Here is a 21,053-nt window from a genome sequence, read left to right on the forward strand (position 1 = left end):
TACTTTGTACAAAACAAAATATAATTATTACAACAAAAAAGCTATGCCCTCATCAATTTGAAGGCATAGCTTTTTTATATTAAATCATTAAAATATCTCGAATTTCTTCCTCTGTGATTGAGGACAATTTCTCTTCTCCCGGCTCAATCACTTCAGCGATTAAATTTTTCTTACTTTCTTGCAGTTCATGCATTTTCTCCTCAATTGTTCCCTGAGCTACTAGCTTTATAACTTGCACTGTATTTTTTTGTCCCATTCGATACGCTCTATCGGCCGCTTGTTGTTCAACAGCTGGATTCCACCATAAATCATATAATATTACTGTATCTGCACCAGTTAAATTAAGTCCGGTACCACCAGCTTTTAAAGAAATGAGAAATAGCTCTCCTTCTCCTTCGTTAAACCGATCGCACAGCTCTACACGTTCCTGCGCTGGTGTACTCCCGTCTAAATAAAAGTATGGAATTGCTTGTCGATTTAACTCACGACCAATAATAGAAAGCATCTTCGTAAATTGAGAAAAAATTAATATTCTCTTCCCTGTACTTCTACATTCCTCTAGAATCTCTAACAGTTGTTCAAATTTAGCTGAACTTCCTTTGTAATCATCAACAAATAAAGCGGGATGACAACAAATTTGTCGCAATCTCGTTAAACCAGCTAAAATTCTAATTTTATTTTTACGTAACGTGTCTTTGTCTAAATGCTTCAACGTTTCTTCCCTTAACTTCGCTAAATAAGCAGCATAGAAACTCTTTTGATCGGGTAATAACTCCGATGATTGTAAGTGCTCTATTTTCTCTGGCAACTCATTTAATACGTCCCCTTTTAACCGTCTTAATACGAATGGTTTCACTCGCTTCGCTATATCTTCACGCCTTAAATCACCGAACTCTTTTCTTCCTGGTAATAATTCCGGGAAAACGACATGGAAGATAGACCATAGCTCTTCTAATGAATTTTCTACAGGTGTCCCCGTTAGTCCGAAACGGTATTCAGCTTGAATTGTTTTCACAGCTCTTGCCGTTTGTGTTGTAGGGTTTTTAAACGCCTGTGCTTCATCAAGAAATAGTGTATGAAATGGTCTTGCATATAATCTTATATCTCTTCTCAGTAATGGATATGACGTAATTATGACATCAAATTCCGCTATATCTTTCAAAATCTTCCGGCGCTCTGCTTGGTTTCCATCTGCAATAACCGCTCTAATATGCGGGGCGAATTTTTTCAATTCACTAAACCAATTATAAACAAGAGATGATGGTGAAACGACTAATATAGGCAGCTTCTTTTCTCGAATCTCAGGCAAAACAGAATCTATAAAAGCAATGCTTTGCAACGTTTTTCCAAGTCCCATATCATCTGCCAAAATACCGCCAAAACGGTAATAAGCAAGTGTTTTCATCCATTCGAACCCATATACTTGATACTTTCTCATTTCTGCATTTAAAGTATTTGGCACAGCAAACTTTAATTTTTTCGGATTTTGAATGTTTTCTACTAACTCTTGAACAGAATCATCCACACTTAAAACATTGCCTTCATGAAGTCCATTCATCCATTTTACACTCCGAATAAGCGGAACATTTACCTCTTCTCCATGTAAAAATTCTTTCCGAATACCTGATTCTTTTATAAACTGATTAATTTCATTAAACTCTTTACTCTCTAGCGATAAAAAAGAACCGTTCGCCAATCGATAATATTTACGTTTCTCTTCAAGGGCCGCTAATACACCTTTAATTTCTGCTTCTGGTATTCCTTTTATATCAAAACGAAATGACAACCAATCAATTCTTTCTTTTCTTCTCACTCTAATAAGAGGAACTACATCCCCTTTACTAATTCGCAATTTAATTGCTGTCGTCGCATAAATATCAACTAAACCTTTTAATGTTGGCACGACGTGATATAAAAAGTTATACTCAGCTTCTTCATTATGCATAAAGTAACCGCCTTCTGTTTTTGCAAAGGCACTTTCACTCATAATGTCTAAAATCTCTTTTTCCTTTTTCTCATCACGATTAAAAACAGACGGCTGTCCATCCTCTTCTAGCGGATTAATCATGACGTTCCCATAGTGAAATTCAAGACCTGCTAATAAGCGATTTTTCACGCGGTCTAAATACAATTTCGCTTTTAGCGAAGGTGTTTCAACACGATCCGATATTACTTCATCAATGTGTACAGTTCCGAGCTTCATTAATCCTGGTACAACTTTCCCGACGAAATGTTCCATCTTACTTTCTGGAATATAAAACTGATTACTATTTGAGCGACTTATCATCTTTTGTAATTCAATAAGTCGCATACAATCTTCAATGTGTAAGTGATATAATTTCCCATCGTAAAGTGCATTGTTATACATATCCATAACTCGTACACGATTTAGACCATCTATATGAAGTGTAAATCCGCCATTATTTCCCTTTGTAAATTCAAAGTGTAACGGCAACAAACCTTTTGAAACTTGTAATCCCTGAAACAGTTGTTCATTTTGTTTCAGCTGTACATATTCAACTTTAGAAAGTGAAGAGAGCATATCTTTCCATGAAGCTGGTGGTATGAATATCATACTTTCATCTTGTTTCGCATGTACTTCTAGCGCATCCTCATACATTTTTTCGTTATGATACATTTTAATGAGCTGCTGGATAATCGCATCCGTTTCTTGTTTAAAACTATGTACATCTGGCGTATATGTAAATTCATTTGAACAATGAAAAGACTCTCTTTTCTCCACCTTAGAAAGAAATTCTCTAATATGATTTATGAAATACACTTTGGCAAGTTTCAATTGAATTCCAAGTAGAGCTCCACCACTTCTCGTAGCTACTGGTGTACATATAAACTCAACATCTAATATTTCGCGTGTATCAAAACGGTGTTGTTTACTTTTTGGCCTCAGTGGTTTGTCCGCAAACAGCTGAAACATACCACTTGTCAATTGATCGTTTCTGTTACTAGTGGAGCTCATTCCACCTGTTTGTTGATTATAGTTTATTTGTATTAATACTGCTGCAACATGTTGACAATACGTTTGAAAAGACGATAATGAAGGACAACTACATTTTGCAACAACATCACCCTTTTTAGCTTTTTCTACTGTAACATGGAAATCCTCGTTCCCTTTTACTGTAGCCTCGCAAATTTCTTTATTTTTATCATAATGATTTATTATCACTTTATTTGATTTATAATAGGCTTCACCTCTTTTATATGAGGTCTCTCCGCACACTTCTTTAATAATCGATTTATTCAATGTGAAACTCATCGCTTTGACACTTCCTTAATATAAAACCATTTTCTCTTACTTAACATTTTACATGCTCCACGAGAAAATATAAAATGTTGATTTAACAAAAAAGATGCTTATTTATAAGCATCTTCTTCACTCTATTTCCATCAACCTCTTCGCCTCAAAATACAACACTTGAATAAACTTCTTTGTATTAATTCGCGTATGACCAGAAGATGCAAGTTCATCTTTCGTCATTTCTGTCATCCGTTTTCTAACTACAGTGAAATCGAAAAATTTTGGAGCATAGCTTTCAAATTTTGGATTTGAAAAGTCTGTTAGTCCTAAAGAAGCCAAATGATTTAACGACTGATAAATAGCTCGACGTACTCTTTGTTCAGACGCTTTTTTCTCTTTATCAATATCCGCCTCTAAAGCTATATCCCCTAATTTCCTTATCGTAATATGATGAAAAATTTCTTTTAACGCAGGAAAGCCAAAGTCAAATGTCTGTGCCTTTTCTTGACCATATAAATATTCCAGCATACTAAGTAAATCTTTACTTCCATTCTCTCCCGCAATACCGAGTTCTGATAGTAAAAAGCGCCCTAAATCCCCTATCTTTTTTCCTTCTTGTACTGGTTCAGTACGCAATTGCGGTTTTTCCCACTGAAACACGTTATTCAATGATTTTTGAATATCATGTATAGAACGCTCCAATCTAATACGCTCTATCACTTTGCGTACAACAGATACAACTTCGATTTTATTTAATGGTTTTGTAATATAATATTCTACACCAAATGTATATGCCTCACCTATAAGCTGCTTCGATTCCACTTGAGAAATCATAATAATTTTCCCCGTGAAAGTTGACGCAATGTGACGAACTGTTTCAATTCCGTCCCTCATCGGCATCAACAAATCAATAAATAAAATATCTATTTTTTTAAAATTTAGTTGATCCGCTTCAATAAAAGCTCCGTCATCCGCCTCACCAATTACTTCTCCAAGATCTCCATCTTCAATAATTTGCGACAGCATTGAACGGAAAACTTCATCATCGTCTACGATATAATAAAACAAATCTATTCCCCTTCCCGCTTTAAACTGCACTCCGGTAAACAAACGATAAACTTACACCCTTTTCCGGTTTCATTGTCTTCTAATCTTACTTCTCCGCCTAGCTCTGTTACCATTTCATGTATGTAAGAAAGTCCAATGCCTGTTGACGGTGTTCCTGTTTGATCATACTTGGAAGTAAACCCGGGCTTAAATACTAATTTTTTATACTTTTGTGCAATACCAGGGCCATCGTCAATTACTTCAAATATTACATGTTGCTCTCGTTTATATAAATCAATATGAATGAGACCTCTATCTTCAATTGCTTCCACTGCATTGGCAACTAAGTTATTAAAGATTGATAGCACTGTATACACGTGATATGCAGCGTGTTCACCTTCTATATATTTAGAAAAACGTATATCTTTCTCTAGCATTCCAGCGTACTTTTCATTTATTCTTACAATCATTTCTGTAAGCTCATGTCCGTCTACATACTCAGCTACATTTTTATCTAATAAGAGTTTAGATAATCCCGCAAAAATTCTTTGATTATCCTTTTTTATTTCGTGCACTTCTCCTGCTATTTTCAATGCTGTTTTATTATTGGGATCATCGTTCGCTTGTAAATTTCGATATAGTTGATATGCTTCTTGTGTAATTAACTCTGCATTTTGTAATGTCTTTTTCAAATGAACAGATTCCACATATAAATTAGAAAGATGCATTAACATGTTTTCATTTTCTTTTCGAACTTGCGATTCTTTTAATTTCGTTTCATATAAATTCATCATATTTAAAAAACCAAGTGCAAAGAAACTACGAAAAATAGCAATAATAATAAGTTTATTTACTTCAGAAATCGTTATTGTTGTACCGAGTACTAACATGTGATAGAACGCAAGTTCTGACATACTTGCAACAATTTCAATTGAAATGCCAAGGCATCCAATAATGATTGGTTTCTGATGGAACTTATTTACCCTGCAAAGCGAAAAAAGACTGCCATAAATAAAATAATAGAAGAACACAGGATAACGCAAATAAAATGATTCTGTCATATGAAATGAACCTTGCATGATCCAGTCAAGACATACTCGGAATAAGACTACAGATATACCAACAAGAATACCTGCAACTCCTGCTGGTACTCTTCTTAAAAATAATAATAAAAAGAAAAATAGCGGTGTACCGAAGCTAACTCGAAACGTATCATTAAAGGGATGAAAGTTCAGCTCCCCAGCAATAGGAACAACGACCATTAATATAATTAAAAGGGACATATCTTTCTTCCATAATTGATTCCAATTCAAAGGTGCCACTTCCTATACTTTTTTTCAGTAGTAAAGCGAAAGCCCGCTTATTGTTATAAACGGGCTTTTTTTCTATATTCTAACCTTTTCTACCGCTTTTATTTGGCGGTACTCCGGCTCCCATATTGCTTCTTTCACTGCCATCTTAATATCGTTATCACTTAAGTTCACTCTTGCAACACCTTCTGCAACTGCAACTTTAGCTACTTCAATTGCAACCATTTCTGAGATATTACGTAATTCTTCGACCTCTGGTAAAATAGGTGCTCCTGGCTGACTTGTATCTACCATACTTGCAACTGCTTCAGCAGCTGCTGCGAACATTCCATCCGTCATAACGCTTGCACGTACTACAATTGTTCCAAGACCAAGCCCTGGGAAAATAAGTGCATTATTTGATTGTCCAATCACATACGTTACACCGTTATATGTAACTGGTTCAAATGGACTTCCTGTTGCAACTAATGCTCTTCCTTCTGTCCACTCGATTACATCTGCTGGCTTTGCTTCAGCAAGCGGTGTTGGATTCGACATTGGTAAAATGATTGGTCTTTCTACGTGAGAAGCCATTTCTTTAATAATTTCCTCTTTAAATGCGCCCGCAACAGTAGATGTACCAATTAAAATTGTCGGTTTTACATGTTTCACAACTTCAGCAAGTCCGATCATATCATTTTGCTTCCACTCACTTACTTCCGCTTCTTTTCTTGCGTACGGAATTTGGAAATCAAGAAGGTCTTCCATATTATCTGTAACTAATCCGTTACGATCAATACACCAGAAACGCTTATATGATTCTTCTTCAGATACGCCTACGCGGACCATCGCATCTCTAACTTGATCTGCGATACCGATTCCAGCCGTACCAGCACCAAATACAACAACGCGGTGTTCACTTAATGGTACACCAGAAGCTTTCACTGCCGATAACACAGCAGCAAGTGAAACTGCACCTGTACCTTGAATATCATCATTAAATGTACAAATATCATGACGATATTTATCTAAAATTTTTCGTGCATTTCGAGAACTAAAGTCTTCCCAATGTAAAAGTGCTTTCGGGAATTGTTTATTCACTGCTTGTACAAATGTATCAATAAATTCATCGTAAGCTTCACCAGTTATACGAGGGTGACGATTTCCAATATAAAATGGATTGTTTAATAGTTCCTCACGATTTGTACCCACATCTAAAATTACCGGTAATACACGGCTAGGATCGATACCAACTGCGGCCGTATAAACAGCTAATTTCCCGATTGCGATGTTTATACCACCAACACCCCAGTCACCAATTCCAAGTATGCCTTCTCCATCTGTTACAACGACTAAATCAATGTTTTCAGCTGTTGCACCGATATTGGCGAATGCTTCTTCGATACCCGACGGATCGTTAATTGATAAATACACACCACGCGGTTTACGGTATTCATGACTATACCTTTGAATTGCTACACCGACTGTTGGTGTATATACAATTGGTAACATTTCACGTAAGTGATTTGTTAATATACGATAAAATAATACTTCATTTCGATCATGTAACGCTGTTAAATATACGTTCTTTAATAAATCATCCGGCTGAGAACAGAATTGTTCATATGCTCGGCGTGCTTGTTCTTCTAATGTTAAAACTGCTGGCGGTAATAACCCTTTTAAACCTAATTCTTCTCTCTCTTCTTGCGTGAAAGCGACCCCTTTATTTAAAAGTGGTGTCGATAATACTTCTACTCCTCTTAATGTCGTTTCTAATGAACCATTAGAAGCTACTGTAAACTTACTCATAACATCCCTACCTCTATTCATATATAGCATTTCTATATTGTAAACAAAAAAGAGGGGATTGTCCCCCCTCTTCTTTTAATTTTTCTTTAAAAGAGTTGCTCCTGCAATCCCTGGGTGCGTCATTTCGAATGGATCTAGAATTAACTCTAAGTCTTCTTGTGACAGTACACCGTTTTTCACACAAAGTTCTCGAACGGATTGACCTGTTGCAATTGCTTCTTTCGCAACGCGAGCTGCTGCTTCATAACCGATATGAGGGTTCACGGCTGTAATAATTCCTACACTCTTCTCAACATACTCTTTTAAGCGATCTTCATTCGCTTCAATTCCTTTTAAGCAATTATCTGTAAAGGCACGGAAACCGTTATTCATAATGCTAATAGATTGAAGTAAGTTGAAAACAAGTACTGGTTCCATAACGTTTAATTCTAACTGTCCTGCTTCTGAAGCAAGGCAAATTGTATGGTCGTTACCAATTACTTGGAACGCAATTTGATTAATTACTTCTGGCATAACAGGGTTTACTTTCCCTGGCATAATAGATGAACCTGGTTGACGAGCAGGCAACATAATTTCCGCTAAGCCAACACGTGGACCTGATGCCATTAAGCGAAGGTCATTCGCAATTTTAGACATATTCATCATACATACTTTCAGTGCTGCTGATACTTCTGTGTATGCATCCGTATTTTGCGTTGCATCTACTAAGTCTTCTGCACCAACAAGTGGCAGTTCACTAATTGTAGCTAAATGTTTTACAACTGCTTCAATATATTCTGGATCTGCATTTAAGCCTGTACCAACTGCAGTTGCTCCCATATTTACTTCATATAGATGTTGACGTGATTGCTTGATACGTTTCATATCACGTTCAAGTACGCGAGAATACGCTTTAAATTCTTGTCCAAGACGAATTGGCACAGCGTCTTGTAAATGTGTACGACCCATTTTAATAACATGATCGAACTGCTCTGCTTTTAATTCAAATACATCGTGCATATAACCCATCGTTTGTAATAAGCCTTCTAATGCATTTAATGTTGCAATATGAATCGCCGTTGGGAATGCATCGTTTGTTGATTGCGCCATGTTTACATGACTATTTGGACTAATATAATGATAGTCTCCCTTTTCCATTCCTAATAATTCAAGAGCACGATTGGCCATGACTTCATTTGCATTCATATTCATTGAAGTACCTGCTCCGCCTTGGATTGGATCTACGATGAAATGATCATGCCATTTTCCATCAAGAATTTCTTGAGCGGCTTCTGCGATCGCGCCGCCCTTGTTCAATTCCAATCTTCCTACATCTGTATTAGCAAGCGCTGCAGCCTTTTTTACAATTGCGAATGCTTTAATTAAGCCTTCATGGATTTTGTATCCTGTAATTGGGAAGTTTTCTACTGCACGCATTGTTTGTACGCCGTAGTATGCATAGTTTGGCACTTCTTTTTCACCTAAAAAATCTTTTTCAATTCGAACACCATTTTTAACTTCAGTTAATGTTGCCATGATTATTCACTCCTTAACGATTTCTTATGCTGCTTTTGTTTCTTTGACTGTTTCTACATATTGTTTTGCTTTCTCATTATCGAATTCGCCTTCCCACTTCGACATAACAATGGCCGCTAATGCATTTCCTAATACATTGACAGATGAGCGAATCATATCTAAAATGCGGTCAATTCCCGCAATTAACGCGATACCTTCTAGTGGTAACCCCATTGAACCTAACGTTGCTAATACAACAACGAACGATGCACCTGGAACTCCCGCCATACCTTTGGATGTTAACATGAGAACGAATAATAACGTTATTTGCTCCGTTAATGACATGTGCACACCGTACATTTGTGCAACAAACAATGCCGCTAACGCTTGATAAATAGCCGATCCAGTCAAGTTAAATGTATAACCTGTCGGAATTACGAAAGAGGCAACTGCCTTTGGACAACCGAACTCTTCCATTTTTCTCATTATATTAGGTAAAACAGCTTCTGAACTTGCTGTCGTAAACGAAAGAATCAGTTCTTCTTTTAAAATTTTCATTAATGTAAAAATGTTTACGCCAACCATTCGTGCATTAATACCTAATACAATCACAACGAATAGTATAACAGTTACGTATACAGCTAGCACTAGTTTTCCTAGCGGAAGTAATGTCGCTACACCAAATTTTGCAACCGTAACGGCAATTAATGCGAATACACCAAATGGTGCAAATTTCATCACTTGATTTGTAACCCAAAACATGGCTTCGAGTACGCCTTCAAAAAAGTTAAAGACAGGCTTTCCTTTTTCCCCAATTGCCGCAACTCCTAAGCCGAATAATACTGAGAAGAATATAATCGGTAATAGGTCACCTTGTGCAATCGATTCAAATACGTTTTTCGGTACAATGTGAACAATTGTCTCAGCAAAACCTTTCTTCTCGGTTGCATCTGCAGTTTGTTTATAAGAAGAAATATCACTTTGCTGTAAATTACTCATATCAACACCAGTACCTGGTTGGAATATATTCGCTGCAAGTAATCCCATTAAAATAGCAATTGTCGTAATAATTTCGAAATAAAGAATTGTCTTACCGCCCAGTTTCCCAAGCTTTTTCATATCTCCTACACCAGCTACTGCAACAATTAATGCTGAAATAACAATTGGTACTACAATCATCTTAATTAAGTGAATAAATATATCTCCAATTGGTGTGATATAAGAAATCGCCGTTTTATTGCCATAAAAGACTGCCCCTACTACAATCCCTAAAACAAGCGCTACAAAAATTTGTGTTGCCAATCCGAATTTTTTCATTTATGTTCATCCCCTTCATGCGAACGCTTTCAATTTGAATTTATAAAAGCTACTTACACATCTTATAAGCGAACCTACAAAATCATACAAAAACCTACAAGTTCGTCACAAAAAATTCAAATATTTTTCTTCTTTTTTTCATTGACACCATTTTGTTAAAAAACGATAAAATAAACTTGATAAGTAATCAGATTGTTTCGTATAATCAAAAAGATATATACTTAAAAAAAATCGAAATGAAAAGGAGTGGATGTTATGAGAAACTATACAAAGAAATTCGTCCTATCTTCTTCTTTTCTTTTTCATTTTCTTAAAAAGGAACAAAGGCATTCGCCTTTGTTCCTTTTTTATTGCGATCTATATAGGGGGAATAGTTATGAGACCATATAAACGTGTCTTAATTAAATTAAGCGGCGGTGCACTTGCCGATCAAACTGGAAATAGCTTTAACTCCAAACGATTAGAACATATCGCAAACGAAATTTTATCCATTGTTGATTTAGGTATCGAAGTATCCATCGTCATCGGTGGCGGTAACATTTTTAGAGGTCATCTAGCTGAAGAATGGGGAATTGATCGCGTAGAAGCTGATAATATCGGTACGTTAGGTACAATTATTAACAGCTTAATGCTTCGCGGTGTTTTAACAAGTAAAACAAATAGAGAAGTGCGCGTTATGACTTCCATTCCATTTAATGCAGTAGCTGAACCATACATTCGTTTGCGTGCAGTCCACCATTTAGATAACGGTTATATCGTTATCTTTGGAGGCGGAAACGGGCAACCGTTCGTGACGACAGATTATCCAAGCGTACAAAGAGCTATTGAAATGAATAGTGATGCCATATTAGTCGCAAAACAAGGTGTCGACGGCGTTTTTACAAGTGATCCAAAGCATAACAAATCAGCAAAAATGTACAGCAAACTAAACTATAATGATGTTGTTAGACAAAATATACAAGTCATGGATCAAGCAGCATTACTGCTTGCCCGAGACTACAATTTACCAGCACATGTCTTTAACTTTGATGAGCCTGGAGTGATGAAACGAATTTGTTTAGGGGAGCATGTAGGGACGTTGATTAATGATGATGCTTCATTGCTGGTGCATGAAAAATAATGATTTCCCACCAAAAAAGGGTGTCTTTTGTAGGCACCCTTTCCTAATTCATCATCACAAATAGAAGTCAACCAATCCCGCTACTTTCTCCTTACAACGCTCCCAAAAAGATAACTTTTCAAAAAACTCTTTCGTCATTTCTTTCGAATCATGAAAATCCTCTGTTAACGCCTTATTAACTTGTTCTACAATAGGACCACCATAAATATAAAAATTCATTTCATCATTTATATTGAAGCTACGCGAAGTAAAGTTTGTTGTACCTATAACAGTTAACTCATTATCAATCAGCATTAACTTTCCATGAAACATTCCTTTTTTATACCCATATACAGTAATCCCATTATTAACAGCCTGACGTATGTATGGATACGCCGCTTCTTTTATAAGAGGTAGATCTGGTTTATATGACCAAAGTATTTTTACTGTAACACCACGCTTTTGCGCCGCGATTAAAGCATTCATAGATTCTTTATTTTTCGCTATAAAATACGGCGTTGCAATTACAATTGAGTGCTGAGCTTGTTTTATGAGCTCTATATATTTCTCAGCAACGTAATGGCCATTGTAACTAGTCATAGTATGTAATGTATTCCCTTTGCTAGCCTTATTCGTACTTCTCTTTATATCTTCTTTCGTATCTCGCTTCCAATCTAAAGCGAATTGCTCCTCTAAATCTTTTGCTCCTTCTCCTTTAAGCCGTACATGATAATCACGCCAATATCCAAATCGCTTATCTTTCCCCAAGTACTCATCTCCTATATTAAATCCGCCTGTATAGCCAATTTCTCCATCAATCGTCGTAATACGGCGATGATTACGATGATGTAGGGAATAAAACCCGAATGGTAATTCCTGTTTTCTACTATATGTAAAATGCACGCCACTTTCCTGTAATTCTTTTTTCACCTTTCTTTCAAATGATAAATCGTTAAGTAAATCGACAGATAAATATACGTTTACTCCTTCTCTCGCCTTCTCTTTTAATAAGTTTAAAAAAGTATGGCTACTTTTATCATCCGACAAAATGAAAAAGTACGTGTAAATAGATTGCTTCGCCTCTCTTATATCAGTAAATAACTGTTTATAAAATGACTTTCCTTCTACATATAATTGAAAATCACTATAATGAGGAGCGTACTCTGTCGGCATATTTTTCCCGACTTCCATTTTTCTTCCGAGCGTAACGTCAATATGCATCCAAATTAAAACAAAAACGAAAATAGTAATTACAATAGAAGTAACTCGCAATATTTTTTTAATCATTTTGATTTCCTTCCGCTCATTTTCTTTCCACCTTTCTATTTTGTCATTCAAATTTAGATTTCATGCTTCATACAAAAAAGGATGCGACTTAACGTCACACCCTTTTCATATTAAACAAAGTTTCTCGCATCATTATTTCTTCCAAACTTATAAATAGCAATTAAGAAGAATGCTACTGCAAAGGCAAATAAGATTAAAATATTTAAATACAAATCTGAAATTGGAATTCCTTGTTGTAGCTTTGATACTGTGTCTAATAGCCATCTCTGCGGAAGAAAATCAGCTACTTTTTGTACCGCTTTTGGCATAATGTCATAAGGAAAATAACATCCAGCCAGTAAACATGTCGGTACAATAATCATATTTTGCAGTGCATTTGCTGATGCTGAGTTTTTCGAAAAAGCGACAAGGACTAACGATATTCCAATCGCTATTAAAGCAAATAGCATGAGTACACCAATCATCACTATGAAAGGCATATTGATATTTATATGAAAAATATTCGTTAGGAATAAGATTGTAATCAGAATTTGTACTGTTAATAGCAGCATATTTACCCCGACATTAGATAATATGAATTTCTTCCCATCTATCGGCGTTGATAAGAGTCTAAAATACGTTCTATTTTCTTTTTCTTTTAAAATATAACCTGATAAGTTCGCTGCTGAAAATAGCATAAACATAATAAGGTAACCCATCGTTTGGTTTGTCATATCTTTATTTTTCGAAGTATCTTCTAGCGTCTCAGTTTTCATTTTAAATGAACCTTTTTGATATCCTGCGTACATAGTATCAAATGCACTTTGATCTGTTCCTGCTACTTTACTAATAGCTGCTACATTATCAATATAATTGTATAAATATGATTTTATAAATCCTGTTACTTGATCACCTTTAATCGATGAAATTTCAATATGATTTGGTTTCCCTTCTCGAACACTTTTTGAAAAACCAGAATCTAATGTAATAACTCCATCAAGTTTTTTGAAAGTGAGTTTATCTTCTACTTCAGATTCTTTAATTTTACTTACCTTTACATGATTTAATCCTTCTAAAAATTTCACCGTATCATTTGCTATAGATTGATTTTCTTTATTAATAACCCCGATATTTAACGTCCCTTGCCCCATATTCCCATACATCGAGAAGGAGATTAGTGTTCCAATTATCGGCAAACTAATAATAATGAATAACCCTTTTTTATTTTTCAAAAGTACAGATAACGTTTTTTGTATGAGCCATAAAATATCTTTCATACTATAGCCCCTCCCGTCTACGTAATGCAATAATTGCAATTAATAAAAAGAGTGCTGAAATGCCAAGGTTTAAACATATTACCGGTAGTGCTGCTCCTACATCATTTGCATAAATAATTTTCATAACAGCTGTGTTTGCCCACGTTAATGGTGATAAATTCGTAACGAAATTTTCTTCTATTACGAAATATGCACCACCAAAAATAGAGGATAATTGCACAATAACCATAATAATTGCTCTAGATGATTCCGGTGTTTTTGTAATATATCCAATTCCTAAACCGAAGCTAATTGCTAGAAAAATTTGTGTTAATAAAATAAGAAATATGATTCCAAGATGGTCGCCCCAATTCGCTTGAAAAACAAATTTACTAAATAACATGACGAGTAATATGCACAGAGCATTTGCTACTAGGCTACCAAGTACTTTTCCAATGAATATTTCAGCCTTACTTATAGGTGCAGCAATGAGACGATCTCCTGTTTTACGTATTCGTTCTCCTCGAATTAAAGAACTCGCTCCCATCGCAGCATATAGTGCAATCATCGTTGTCATTACAACCGCGTAGTAATCCATAGAACCTGGTTTTTTCGCAGCTTGTAAAGATGTTTCTTTTATATAATCATTATGATTTCCGCTTGAAAAAACTGTGCTCACCTTACTAGGATCTACTTTTGCAACTTCGGCCGCTACATTGTACTTATCAACAAATGTTGTAAGCATGCCTTCCACAATACTTCCCTCAACACTACTTTTGTCACTTCCATAAAATTTTGCACCATCTTTATTTAACTCTACATAAGCAGCATATTTATTTTGCTTCACTTCTTCTTTCCCATCTATACCTTCGGAAGCTTTTTTAAAATGAATACCCGATTTATCGACTTCTTTCGTAAATGCTTCGAACGATTGAGAAAATGTGCTACTCGCTTCATCTTTGTAGAGCACTTGTATATCTTTAATCGCTTGACTATCGCTATCAAATGCATTCGTTAACGCTGTTCCTAACACAAGCATAAGTACAACCGGAAATGCTAACATAAAAACTAAAGTTCTTACGTCTCTGAAATCTCTTTTAATATGCATAACTGCAATATTGAAGATGTTCAATTGATGAACCTCCCTTTACCTTTTCTTCATTTACCTTTTATTTATCTCGTAAGTTTCTTCCAGTCAACGTAAGGAATACTGTTTCTAAGTTCGGGGCCTGCTCCTCTACCGAACGAATTTCAATATCATGATTAATGAAGTGCTGAATAATTTTATTTAAATTGTTTACTCCTGCATCCGAGTTTACTTTAATTACGTTCTCTTCAATTTGAACAGCTTTCACACCGTTTATCTCTTTTAACTTTTTTACATCTAAATTTTCTACTGACTTCACTTCAACCCAAATATCTTTCGTATCAGTAATAATCGCTTTTAACTGTTCTTTCGTACCTTCTGCAATTACTTTACCGTGATCTACAATTGCTATTTTCGTACAAATCTCTTCTACTTCTTCCATGTAGTGGCTCGTGTAAATAATGGTACTTCCCATTTCATTTAATTTTCGAACAGACTGGAGAATATAGTTTCTTGACTGTGGATCAATTCCCACTGTCGGCTCATCCATAATAATTAACTTCGGTCTATGAGCGATCGCACAAGCGATATTCAATCTTCGTTTCATCCCGCCAGAAAAGTTTTTCGGATAACTTTTATGTTTATCACTAAGCCCCACAAACTGAAGCGCTTCCTCTACTCTTGCTTTTAGCTCTGCTCCTCTTAAACCGTACAATCCAGCAAAGAATTTCACATTTTCATAGGCAGTTAACTCTTCATAAATCGCAATATCTTGCGGAACGATACCGATATTCATCTTCGCAAATCGATTATGTTTTTTTATATTTTTTCCTAATATGCTAATTTCACCTTCATTACTTCTTAACAACCCAGCAATCATATTTATCGTTGTACTTTTACCAGCACCATTTGATCCTAAAAAGCCAAATATCTCTCCTTCTTTAATAGATAAAGACATATTATCTACCGCGATGAAATCACCAAATTTTTTCGTTAAATTTTTAATTTCTAATGTATTCATCATTTCACCCCTATTTCGGTTTCTCTGCTTTTAGTATAAACAAAAAAAATGAACCTGCTCAGTGCAGAAGTTCATTCTTTTCACATGAGATTATTCACTTTTTTCATATGAGATGGTTCATCTTCGTCCCATTCTCTTATATCGGCAACAACATCGTCACTGAAAAACCACTTGTTCCATCTACAATAATTTTCCCATTTACAGACGCTGTTCGCTCCTCCATCCCCATAATACCGAGACCTTTCTTAACAAGAGCTGCGCCTTTTCCGTTATCCTTCACTTGCACCTTAACCATCTTATTAAGTACATGAATATCTATAGAAATAACTGTCGCATCAGCATATTTCATCGCATTTGTTAGTGCCTCGGTAACATTTTCACCAATAATTTTCCACTGAATGGGAGAAATCATATCTAAGTTTCCCTTATATACGAAAGGAATGTTTACATCATGCTTACTAGCAAACTCCTCTATGAATAATTTCATACGGTGAATGCCAATTTGCTCAGTTGGTGGCTTCATATTTTTTAATGTAATGCGAATACTTTCAATTCCATCTTTTGAAATATGAATTGCATTTTGTAATAACTCCGCAGATTTTTCTTTATCTATCCCCATTAATCTCTTTGCAGCTTCCATTTGAATTAATGCACCTGTCATCGAGTGACCAATTTTATCATGAATTTCTTGTGATAACCGATTTCTCTCTTCTAGCTTAAATGTGTATTCTGATTGTCTTATGTACTCTTTATTTTCATGTAAGTTTTTCGTAAGTCGTTGCATATCTTTTCGCATCTTATCATTTTGCGATTCAAGCTTTACTACACGTGATATATATCGATCTGCCATAGTTAAAACGAGAAAAGAAAATGCAACAATTAATCCATAAGTCATTCGAATGCTTTCATCTGTAATTGTAATTGGAAGCATCATAATAACAAAGCGTGACCAATTCTTGTCTATGTAATGGAATGTAATTTCGTATAAATTCAAAGGTAAAAACAAAATAAAAAACGGATGAACCCTCCATGTTAATAACATAACTACACTAATTGAAATACAAATCAATATTTTTTTGTACGTATCTTTTTTTAATATAGAGATTAGCACGTTTACAGAAAGATATAAAAGCAAAGCAAATATAACCCATGGTAAGTTCGTAACATTTGAATGTATGTAACTGAACACAATATATATAAAGACAATTAATTTACTTACAGTTAACCAAAATTCCATATCATTAATCTACTTTCCCTGTTAAGTAGTAAATCGCAATTTGTGTGCGATGTTCAAGTCCCGTTTTCCCTAAAACTGATGTAATATAATTTGCGATTGTTCCTTCAGATATAAAAAGCTGTTTCGAAATTTCTTTATTTGAGAAACCTTTTGCAATTAATGCGATAATACTAAGCTCTCTTTCAGTAAAAAGACTTTTATCTATTTTACATTCTTCCTCTTTACTTTCCATTAAATTGGACTTAATTTTATCGAGAACTACATCTTGCATAACAGTTTGGCCATTATATACCCCTTTTATTGCATCACGAATACGCTCCGGATCGTTATTTTTTAATAAATACCCTTTCGCTCCGTTTTTTACTGCATCCAAAATATATTCATCATCATCAAACGTCGTTAAAATAAGCGGTTTTGTTTTCGTCTCTTCACAAATAAACTTCGTCGCCTCTACACCGTTCATATTTGGCATACGAACATCCAAAAGAGCAATATCAACTTCATGCTTTTTACAATATGCTACAGCTTCTTCTCCATCATTTACTGTATCTACCACTTCGAACTCTTCATATGTATTTAAAATAATTTTCATGCCTTCTCTAATAAAAGAATTATCGTCTGCTATTAATATTTTAATTTTCATGTTTGTTAGTATGGACCTTCCTCCTACTAACATTCACATCCTTTCTCCGTATAACATTTCCTACTTGCTCATTATATACTTCTGCTTACCATTTTTTCACACTTTTTTCATCTAGCTCTTCTGCAAAAAATATATTATTCTTTTTTTACAAAATGTGTAGGGTGACTTATCATTCTTTACGTCTATATAATAGAATGCGTCAAAAAGGAGGGAGAGACCCATTGAGGAAAAACAATTAATTGAAAAAGCACAACAAGGAAGCGAACATGCTTTTCGTATCCTCGTGCAAACATATCGTCATTATATTTTTCAAGTTATCTTTTCTATTGTAAGACATGAAGAAGATGCGAAAGATGTTACACAAGAAGTATTCGTAAAAATTCACGCCTCTCTCCCAAATTATCAATTTCGCGGATTAAAAACGTGGATGGCACGTATCGCCACCAATCACGCTATTGATTATAAGAGGAAGAAAGCTCGAGAAAGTGAAGAACTCTCCTTATGTAAAGAAAATGAGGAAAATATACAGTCCTCTCATAATATTGAGGCTTTATTATTGACGAAAGAGCAGAAATTACTCATTGCTCAAAAACTGAGAGAACTTCCTGAAAATTACCGTGACGTCGTTCTCGCACATTACTTAGAAGAAAAAAGCTATCAAGAAATTGCTTTACAGGAAAACATTGAAGTAAAAACAGTCGAAATGAAACTGTATCGGGCAAGAAAATGGATTAAAAAACATTGGAAGGAGGAAGAGTTTCTATGATGCATTATTCAAAAGAAGATTGGCGCAATTATACATTAGATTTTATAGAAAGCAATGAACGTGAATCTATGGAAGAACATCTTTATGAATGTGATCATTGTTTAGCACTTTATATGGAAAGTATTGATGAACAACATGAAAACCTTCCAATGATAAATGATGATTCATTTACGAACGAAGTTATGACGCAAATTAATTTTGAAACACTACAGTCTAATGAAAATATAAAAACAACCTCACTAAAGCGCACGATCATTCACTACATAATTGCGACTGCGGCTACAATTATTTTTATGGTAAGTGGTTTATTTCAGTATATTTTTACAGCGACATCAAATTTAGAGAAATCTTCAAAACATAACGAGTCTTCTATCTCACAACAAATTGTAAACAAATCGGTAGACACATCGAAAAAGGACGGAGGTTCAAAGCATGAATAAAAATCCCTTTTTAGCACTTGTATTAGGGCTAATTCCTGGGCTTGGACATTTATATTTAAAGAAATTTGGACGGTTTATTTTATATAGCGGAGGGGCTGTATTTCTATTTATCTTTGCAGCATTTTGTACAATAGCATTAGGAGCCCGTGATATTGCTTTTCTTTCTCTATTTTTACTAGTCGTGTTATGGGCAATCAATTTATTAGATTTAGTTATCACTATTATTAATCAATCGAAAAAACAAGCTGCCGGAGAATTCATAGAATCCTCTAAAGAGAGCGAACGATTTTATATCATTCTCTTATCCATCATCCCTGGACTTGGCCATTTTCAATTAGGACTTATGCAACGCGGACTTACATTTTTAGTAGCTTGCACAGGAATCGGAAGTATGATCATTTTCGTTGCACTTTTAACATCGCAAGAAAGTTTTCTTATCTTCCTTATTACATTACCTGTTTTATGGATTTACAATTTCTTTGACGTTGTTCAGCAACTCCAGAAAAAAGAACGTGGCGAGCAATTAGATGATCGTACTATTTTCGAAGAGTTTGAAGAGCACCGCGAGCAAGGAAAGAAAAATAAAACATTTGCTTCTATTTTAGCGATGTTCCCCGGAGCAGGTCATATGTATTTAGGCTTACAACGCCGTGGTCTTCAGCTTATGGCAGCCTTTTTACTATCTATTTATTTACTCGACTTATTAAGACTTTCTGCGTTTTTATTTTTAGTGCCAATCATTTGGTTCTATAGCTTTTTTGATGCTTTACAGCAAACAGCAAAATACGGAAAAGAACGAGTACAAGACGAACCCATTATCGATTATTTTATAAATCATCAAAGATGGATTGGTATCGGATTAATTACACTCGGTGTTTATTATTTATTAGATCAAACAGTCCTTCCTATTTTGAATGATTATTTTGTAACTATATTTAATATTCATCTTAGTGAACTATATTATCGCTATTTCCAAACATCTATCGTTGCGCTCCTTTTAATTGGCGGCGGCTTTAAATTGTTACTTGGAAATAAAGAAAACAAAGGTGGGGCAAGCGAATGAGGACTTGGCGTGTTGGAACATTCTCAATGGGGCTTTCTATTATATCGTTAGGATGCTTTTTACTATTTTCAGTCGTAAAAGGAATTCAAGTATTAGATACACTAACTGCATGGTGGCCAGTTTTACTTATCATACTTGGAGCTGAAGTTTTACTATACCTTGTATTTTCTAAGAAGGAACAATCATTTATTAAATATGATATTTTCAGCATTTTCTTTATCGGCGTTTTAGGAAGCGTCGGAATTGCTTTTTACTGTTTATTATCAACTGGATTACTAGAAGAATTTCGTCATTCTATTAACACAACGAGACAAACGAGTAATATTCCAGACGGACAATTTGATATACCTGAATCTATCAAAAAAATTGTAGTAGATGCAGGGCATCAGCCTCTAACGATAGAGGGAAATAATACAAATCAAATTCACCTTTTGGGAACTTATGAAATGACGACGAAAGCAAATGAAAAACTCAATTTAAAACAAGATGATTTCCTTTCAGTTCAAACGGCTGGAGAAACGATGTATATCAATTTAAAATCATTACCTGTTCAACATACGTTATTTAGTTCAGCACCACAAGTGAAACCAACGCTTGTTCTTCCACAAAATAAAAATGTGGAAATCCGTGCTTCAAATAACGAACTATCTCTTTATCCAGGTCAATTACAAAATAATTGGTTTGTACAAGAAAGCTCAAGAGTGTCTGTCCATCTTGCAAAAGAGAGTGATGTTTCTTTAACAGCAGTAACGAATCAAAAAGAAACACACGGAAGCACACCTTGGGAACAAGTAGAAGATTTAACAAAAAAAGAAAATACTTCTTCAGAAGAACATCCAGAATTAAACAACCAAGAACATTGGTATAAAAATTCAATTAAAACTGGAAATGGCACGCACAAGTTAAATATTGAGAAAACTTATAATTTAAATATGAGCGTTATTGAAAAATAAGAAAAACCTT

General features: G+C 34.9%; 17 protein-coding genes. 5 read left to right on the forward strand and 12 right to left on the reverse strand.

Going from position 1 to position 21,053, the window contains the following annotated elements; translation table 11 throughout:
• Positions 1–79: 79 nt before the first annotated feature.
• From CN409_RS16990 to CN409_RS17015, 6 genes are all read right to left on the reverse strand, one after another.
• Positions 80–3,274: a DEAD/DEAH box helicase gene (locus CN409_RS16990; RefSeq protein ID WP_000011068.1), complete on the reverse strand. Its 3,195-nt coding sequence runs from the start codon at positions 3,272–3,274 to the stop codon at positions 80–82.
• Between the two features lie 117 nt (positions 3,275–3,391).
• Positions 3,392–4,324 carry a response regulator gene (locus CN409_RS16995; protein ID WP_000500296.1) on the reverse strand — a complete coding sequence of 311 codons (933 nt, stop codon included), beginning with the start codon at positions 4,322–4,324 and terminating at the stop codon, positions 3,392–3,394.
• Between the two features lie 2 nt (positions 4,325–4,326).
• Positions 4,327–5,625 carry a sensor histidine kinase gene (locus CN409_RS17000; protein ID WP_003256022.1) on the reverse strand — a complete coding sequence of 433 codons (1,299 nt, stop codon included), beginning with the start codon at positions 5,623–5,625 and terminating at the stop codon, positions 4,327–4,329.
• Positions 5,626–5,688: 63 nt separating this feature from the next.
• A complete protein-coding gene (gene malS, locus CN409_RS17005) occupies positions 5,689–7,401 on the reverse strand; it encodes an oxaloacetate-decarboxylating malate dehydrogenase (protein ID WP_000033289.1) in 1,713 nt (570 codons plus the stop codon).
• A gap of 75 nt (positions 7,402–7,476) precedes the next feature.
• Complete coding sequence (gene aspA / locus CN409_RS17010; RefSeq protein WP_000224183.1) at positions 7,477–8,916, reverse strand: aspartate ammonia-lyase; 1,440 nt, start codon at positions 8,914–8,916, stop codon at positions 7,477–7,479.
• Between the two features lie 24 nt (positions 8,917–8,940).
• On the reverse strand, positions 8,941–10,212 hold the full coding sequence (locus tag CN409_RS17015; protein WP_000713293.1) for a cation:dicarboxylate symporter family transporter: 1,272 nt from the start codon (positions 10,210–10,212) through the stop codon (positions 8,941–8,943).
• A 376-nt stretch (positions 10,213–10,588) separates the two neighbouring features.
• Here CN409_RS17015 and pyrH point away from each other — a divergent pair, with 376 nt between their 5' ends.
• The gene (gene pyrH / locus CN409_RS17020; RefSeq protein ID WP_001248060.1) at positions 10,589–11,332 is read left to right on the forward strand and encodes a UMP kinase; all 744 of its coding nucleotides are present in this window, start codon (positions 10,589–10,591) and stop codon (positions 11,330–11,332) included.
• 54 nt (positions 11,333–11,386) lie between these two features.
• Here the strand turns inward: pyrH and CN409_RS17025 are convergent, their stop codons facing one another.
• From CN409_RS17025 to CN409_RS17050, 6 genes are all read right to left on the reverse strand, one after another.
• Positions 11,387–12,598, reverse strand: a complete 1,212-nt coding sequence (locus CN409_RS17025) for a phospholipase D-like domain-containing protein (protein ID WP_000591942.1) — start codon at positions 12,596–12,598, stop codon at positions 11,387–11,389.
• A gap of 110 nt (positions 12,599–12,708) precedes the next feature.
• On the reverse strand, positions 12,709–13,854 hold the full coding sequence (locus CN409_RS17030) for an ABC transporter permease (protein WP_097981808.1): 1,146 nt from the start codon (positions 13,852–13,854) through the stop codon (positions 12,709–12,711).
• Position 13,855: 1 nt separating this feature from the next.
• The gene (locus CN409_RS17035; RefSeq protein WP_001020189.1) at positions 13,856–14,965 is read right to left on the reverse strand and encodes an ABC transporter permease; all 1,110 of its coding nucleotides are present in this window, start codon (positions 14,963–14,965) and stop codon (positions 13,856–13,858) included.
• Positions 14,966–15,002: 37 nt separating this feature from the next.
• Positions 15,003–15,941, reverse strand: coding sequence for an ABC transporter ATP-binding protein (locus CN409_RS17040; protein WP_001093814.1), 939 nt, complete (start codon positions 15,939–15,941; stop codon positions 15,003–15,005).
• 136 nt (positions 15,942–16,077) lie between these two features.
• Entirely contained in the window at positions 16,078–17,178 is a 1,101-nt protein-coding gene (locus CN409_RS17045; RefSeq protein WP_016077885.1) for a sensor histidine kinase, read from the reverse strand.
• 4 nt (positions 17,179–17,182) lie between these two features.
• The gene (locus CN409_RS17050) at positions 17,183–17,821 is read right to left on the reverse strand and encodes a response regulator transcription factor (protein WP_000694093.1); all 639 of its coding nucleotides are present in this window, start codon (positions 17,819–17,821) and stop codon (positions 17,183–17,185) included.
• Positions 17,822–18,104: 283 nt separating this feature from the next.
• On the opposite strand from CN409_RS17050, the gene CN409_RS17060 reads away from it, so the two are divergent.
• The 4 genes from CN409_RS17060 to exsE are packed head-to-tail and all read left to right on the forward strand — an operon-like array spanning position 18,105 to position 21,043.
• Positions 18,105–18,587 (forward strand): RNA polymerase sigma factor, encoded by a 483-nt coding sequence (locus CN409_RS17060; RefSeq protein ID WP_240518641.1) that lies wholly within the window; start codon positions 18,105–18,107, stop codon positions 18,585–18,587.
• Positions 18,584–19,027, forward strand: a complete 444-nt coding sequence (locus CN409_RS17065; protein WP_000972351.1) for a hypothetical protein — start codon at positions 18,584–18,586, stop codon at positions 19,025–19,027. The genes CN409_RS17060 and CN409_RS17065 overlap by 4 nt, the downstream gene beginning before the upstream one ends.
• Positions 19,020–20,090: a hypothetical protein gene (locus CN409_RS17070; RefSeq protein ID WP_097981811.1), complete on the forward strand. Its 1,071-nt coding sequence runs from the start codon at positions 19,020–19,022 to the stop codon at positions 20,088–20,090. The genes CN409_RS17065 and CN409_RS17070 overlap by 8 nt, the downstream gene beginning before the upstream one ends.
• A complete protein-coding gene (gene exsE / locus CN409_RS17075) occupies positions 20,087–21,043 on the forward strand; it encodes an exosporium protein ExsE (protein WP_001261433.1) in 957 nt (318 codons plus the stop codon). Before CN409_RS17070 ends, exsE begins: the two co-directional genes overlap by 4 nt.
• The last annotated feature ends 10 nt before the right edge of the window (positions 21,044–21,053 follow it).

Origin of the sequence: Bacillus sp. AFS012607 (assembly GCF_002558005.1) — a bacterium.
Lineage (GTDB): Bacteria > Bacillota > Bacilli > Bacillales > Bacillaceae_G > Bacillus_A > Bacillus_A thuringiensis_S.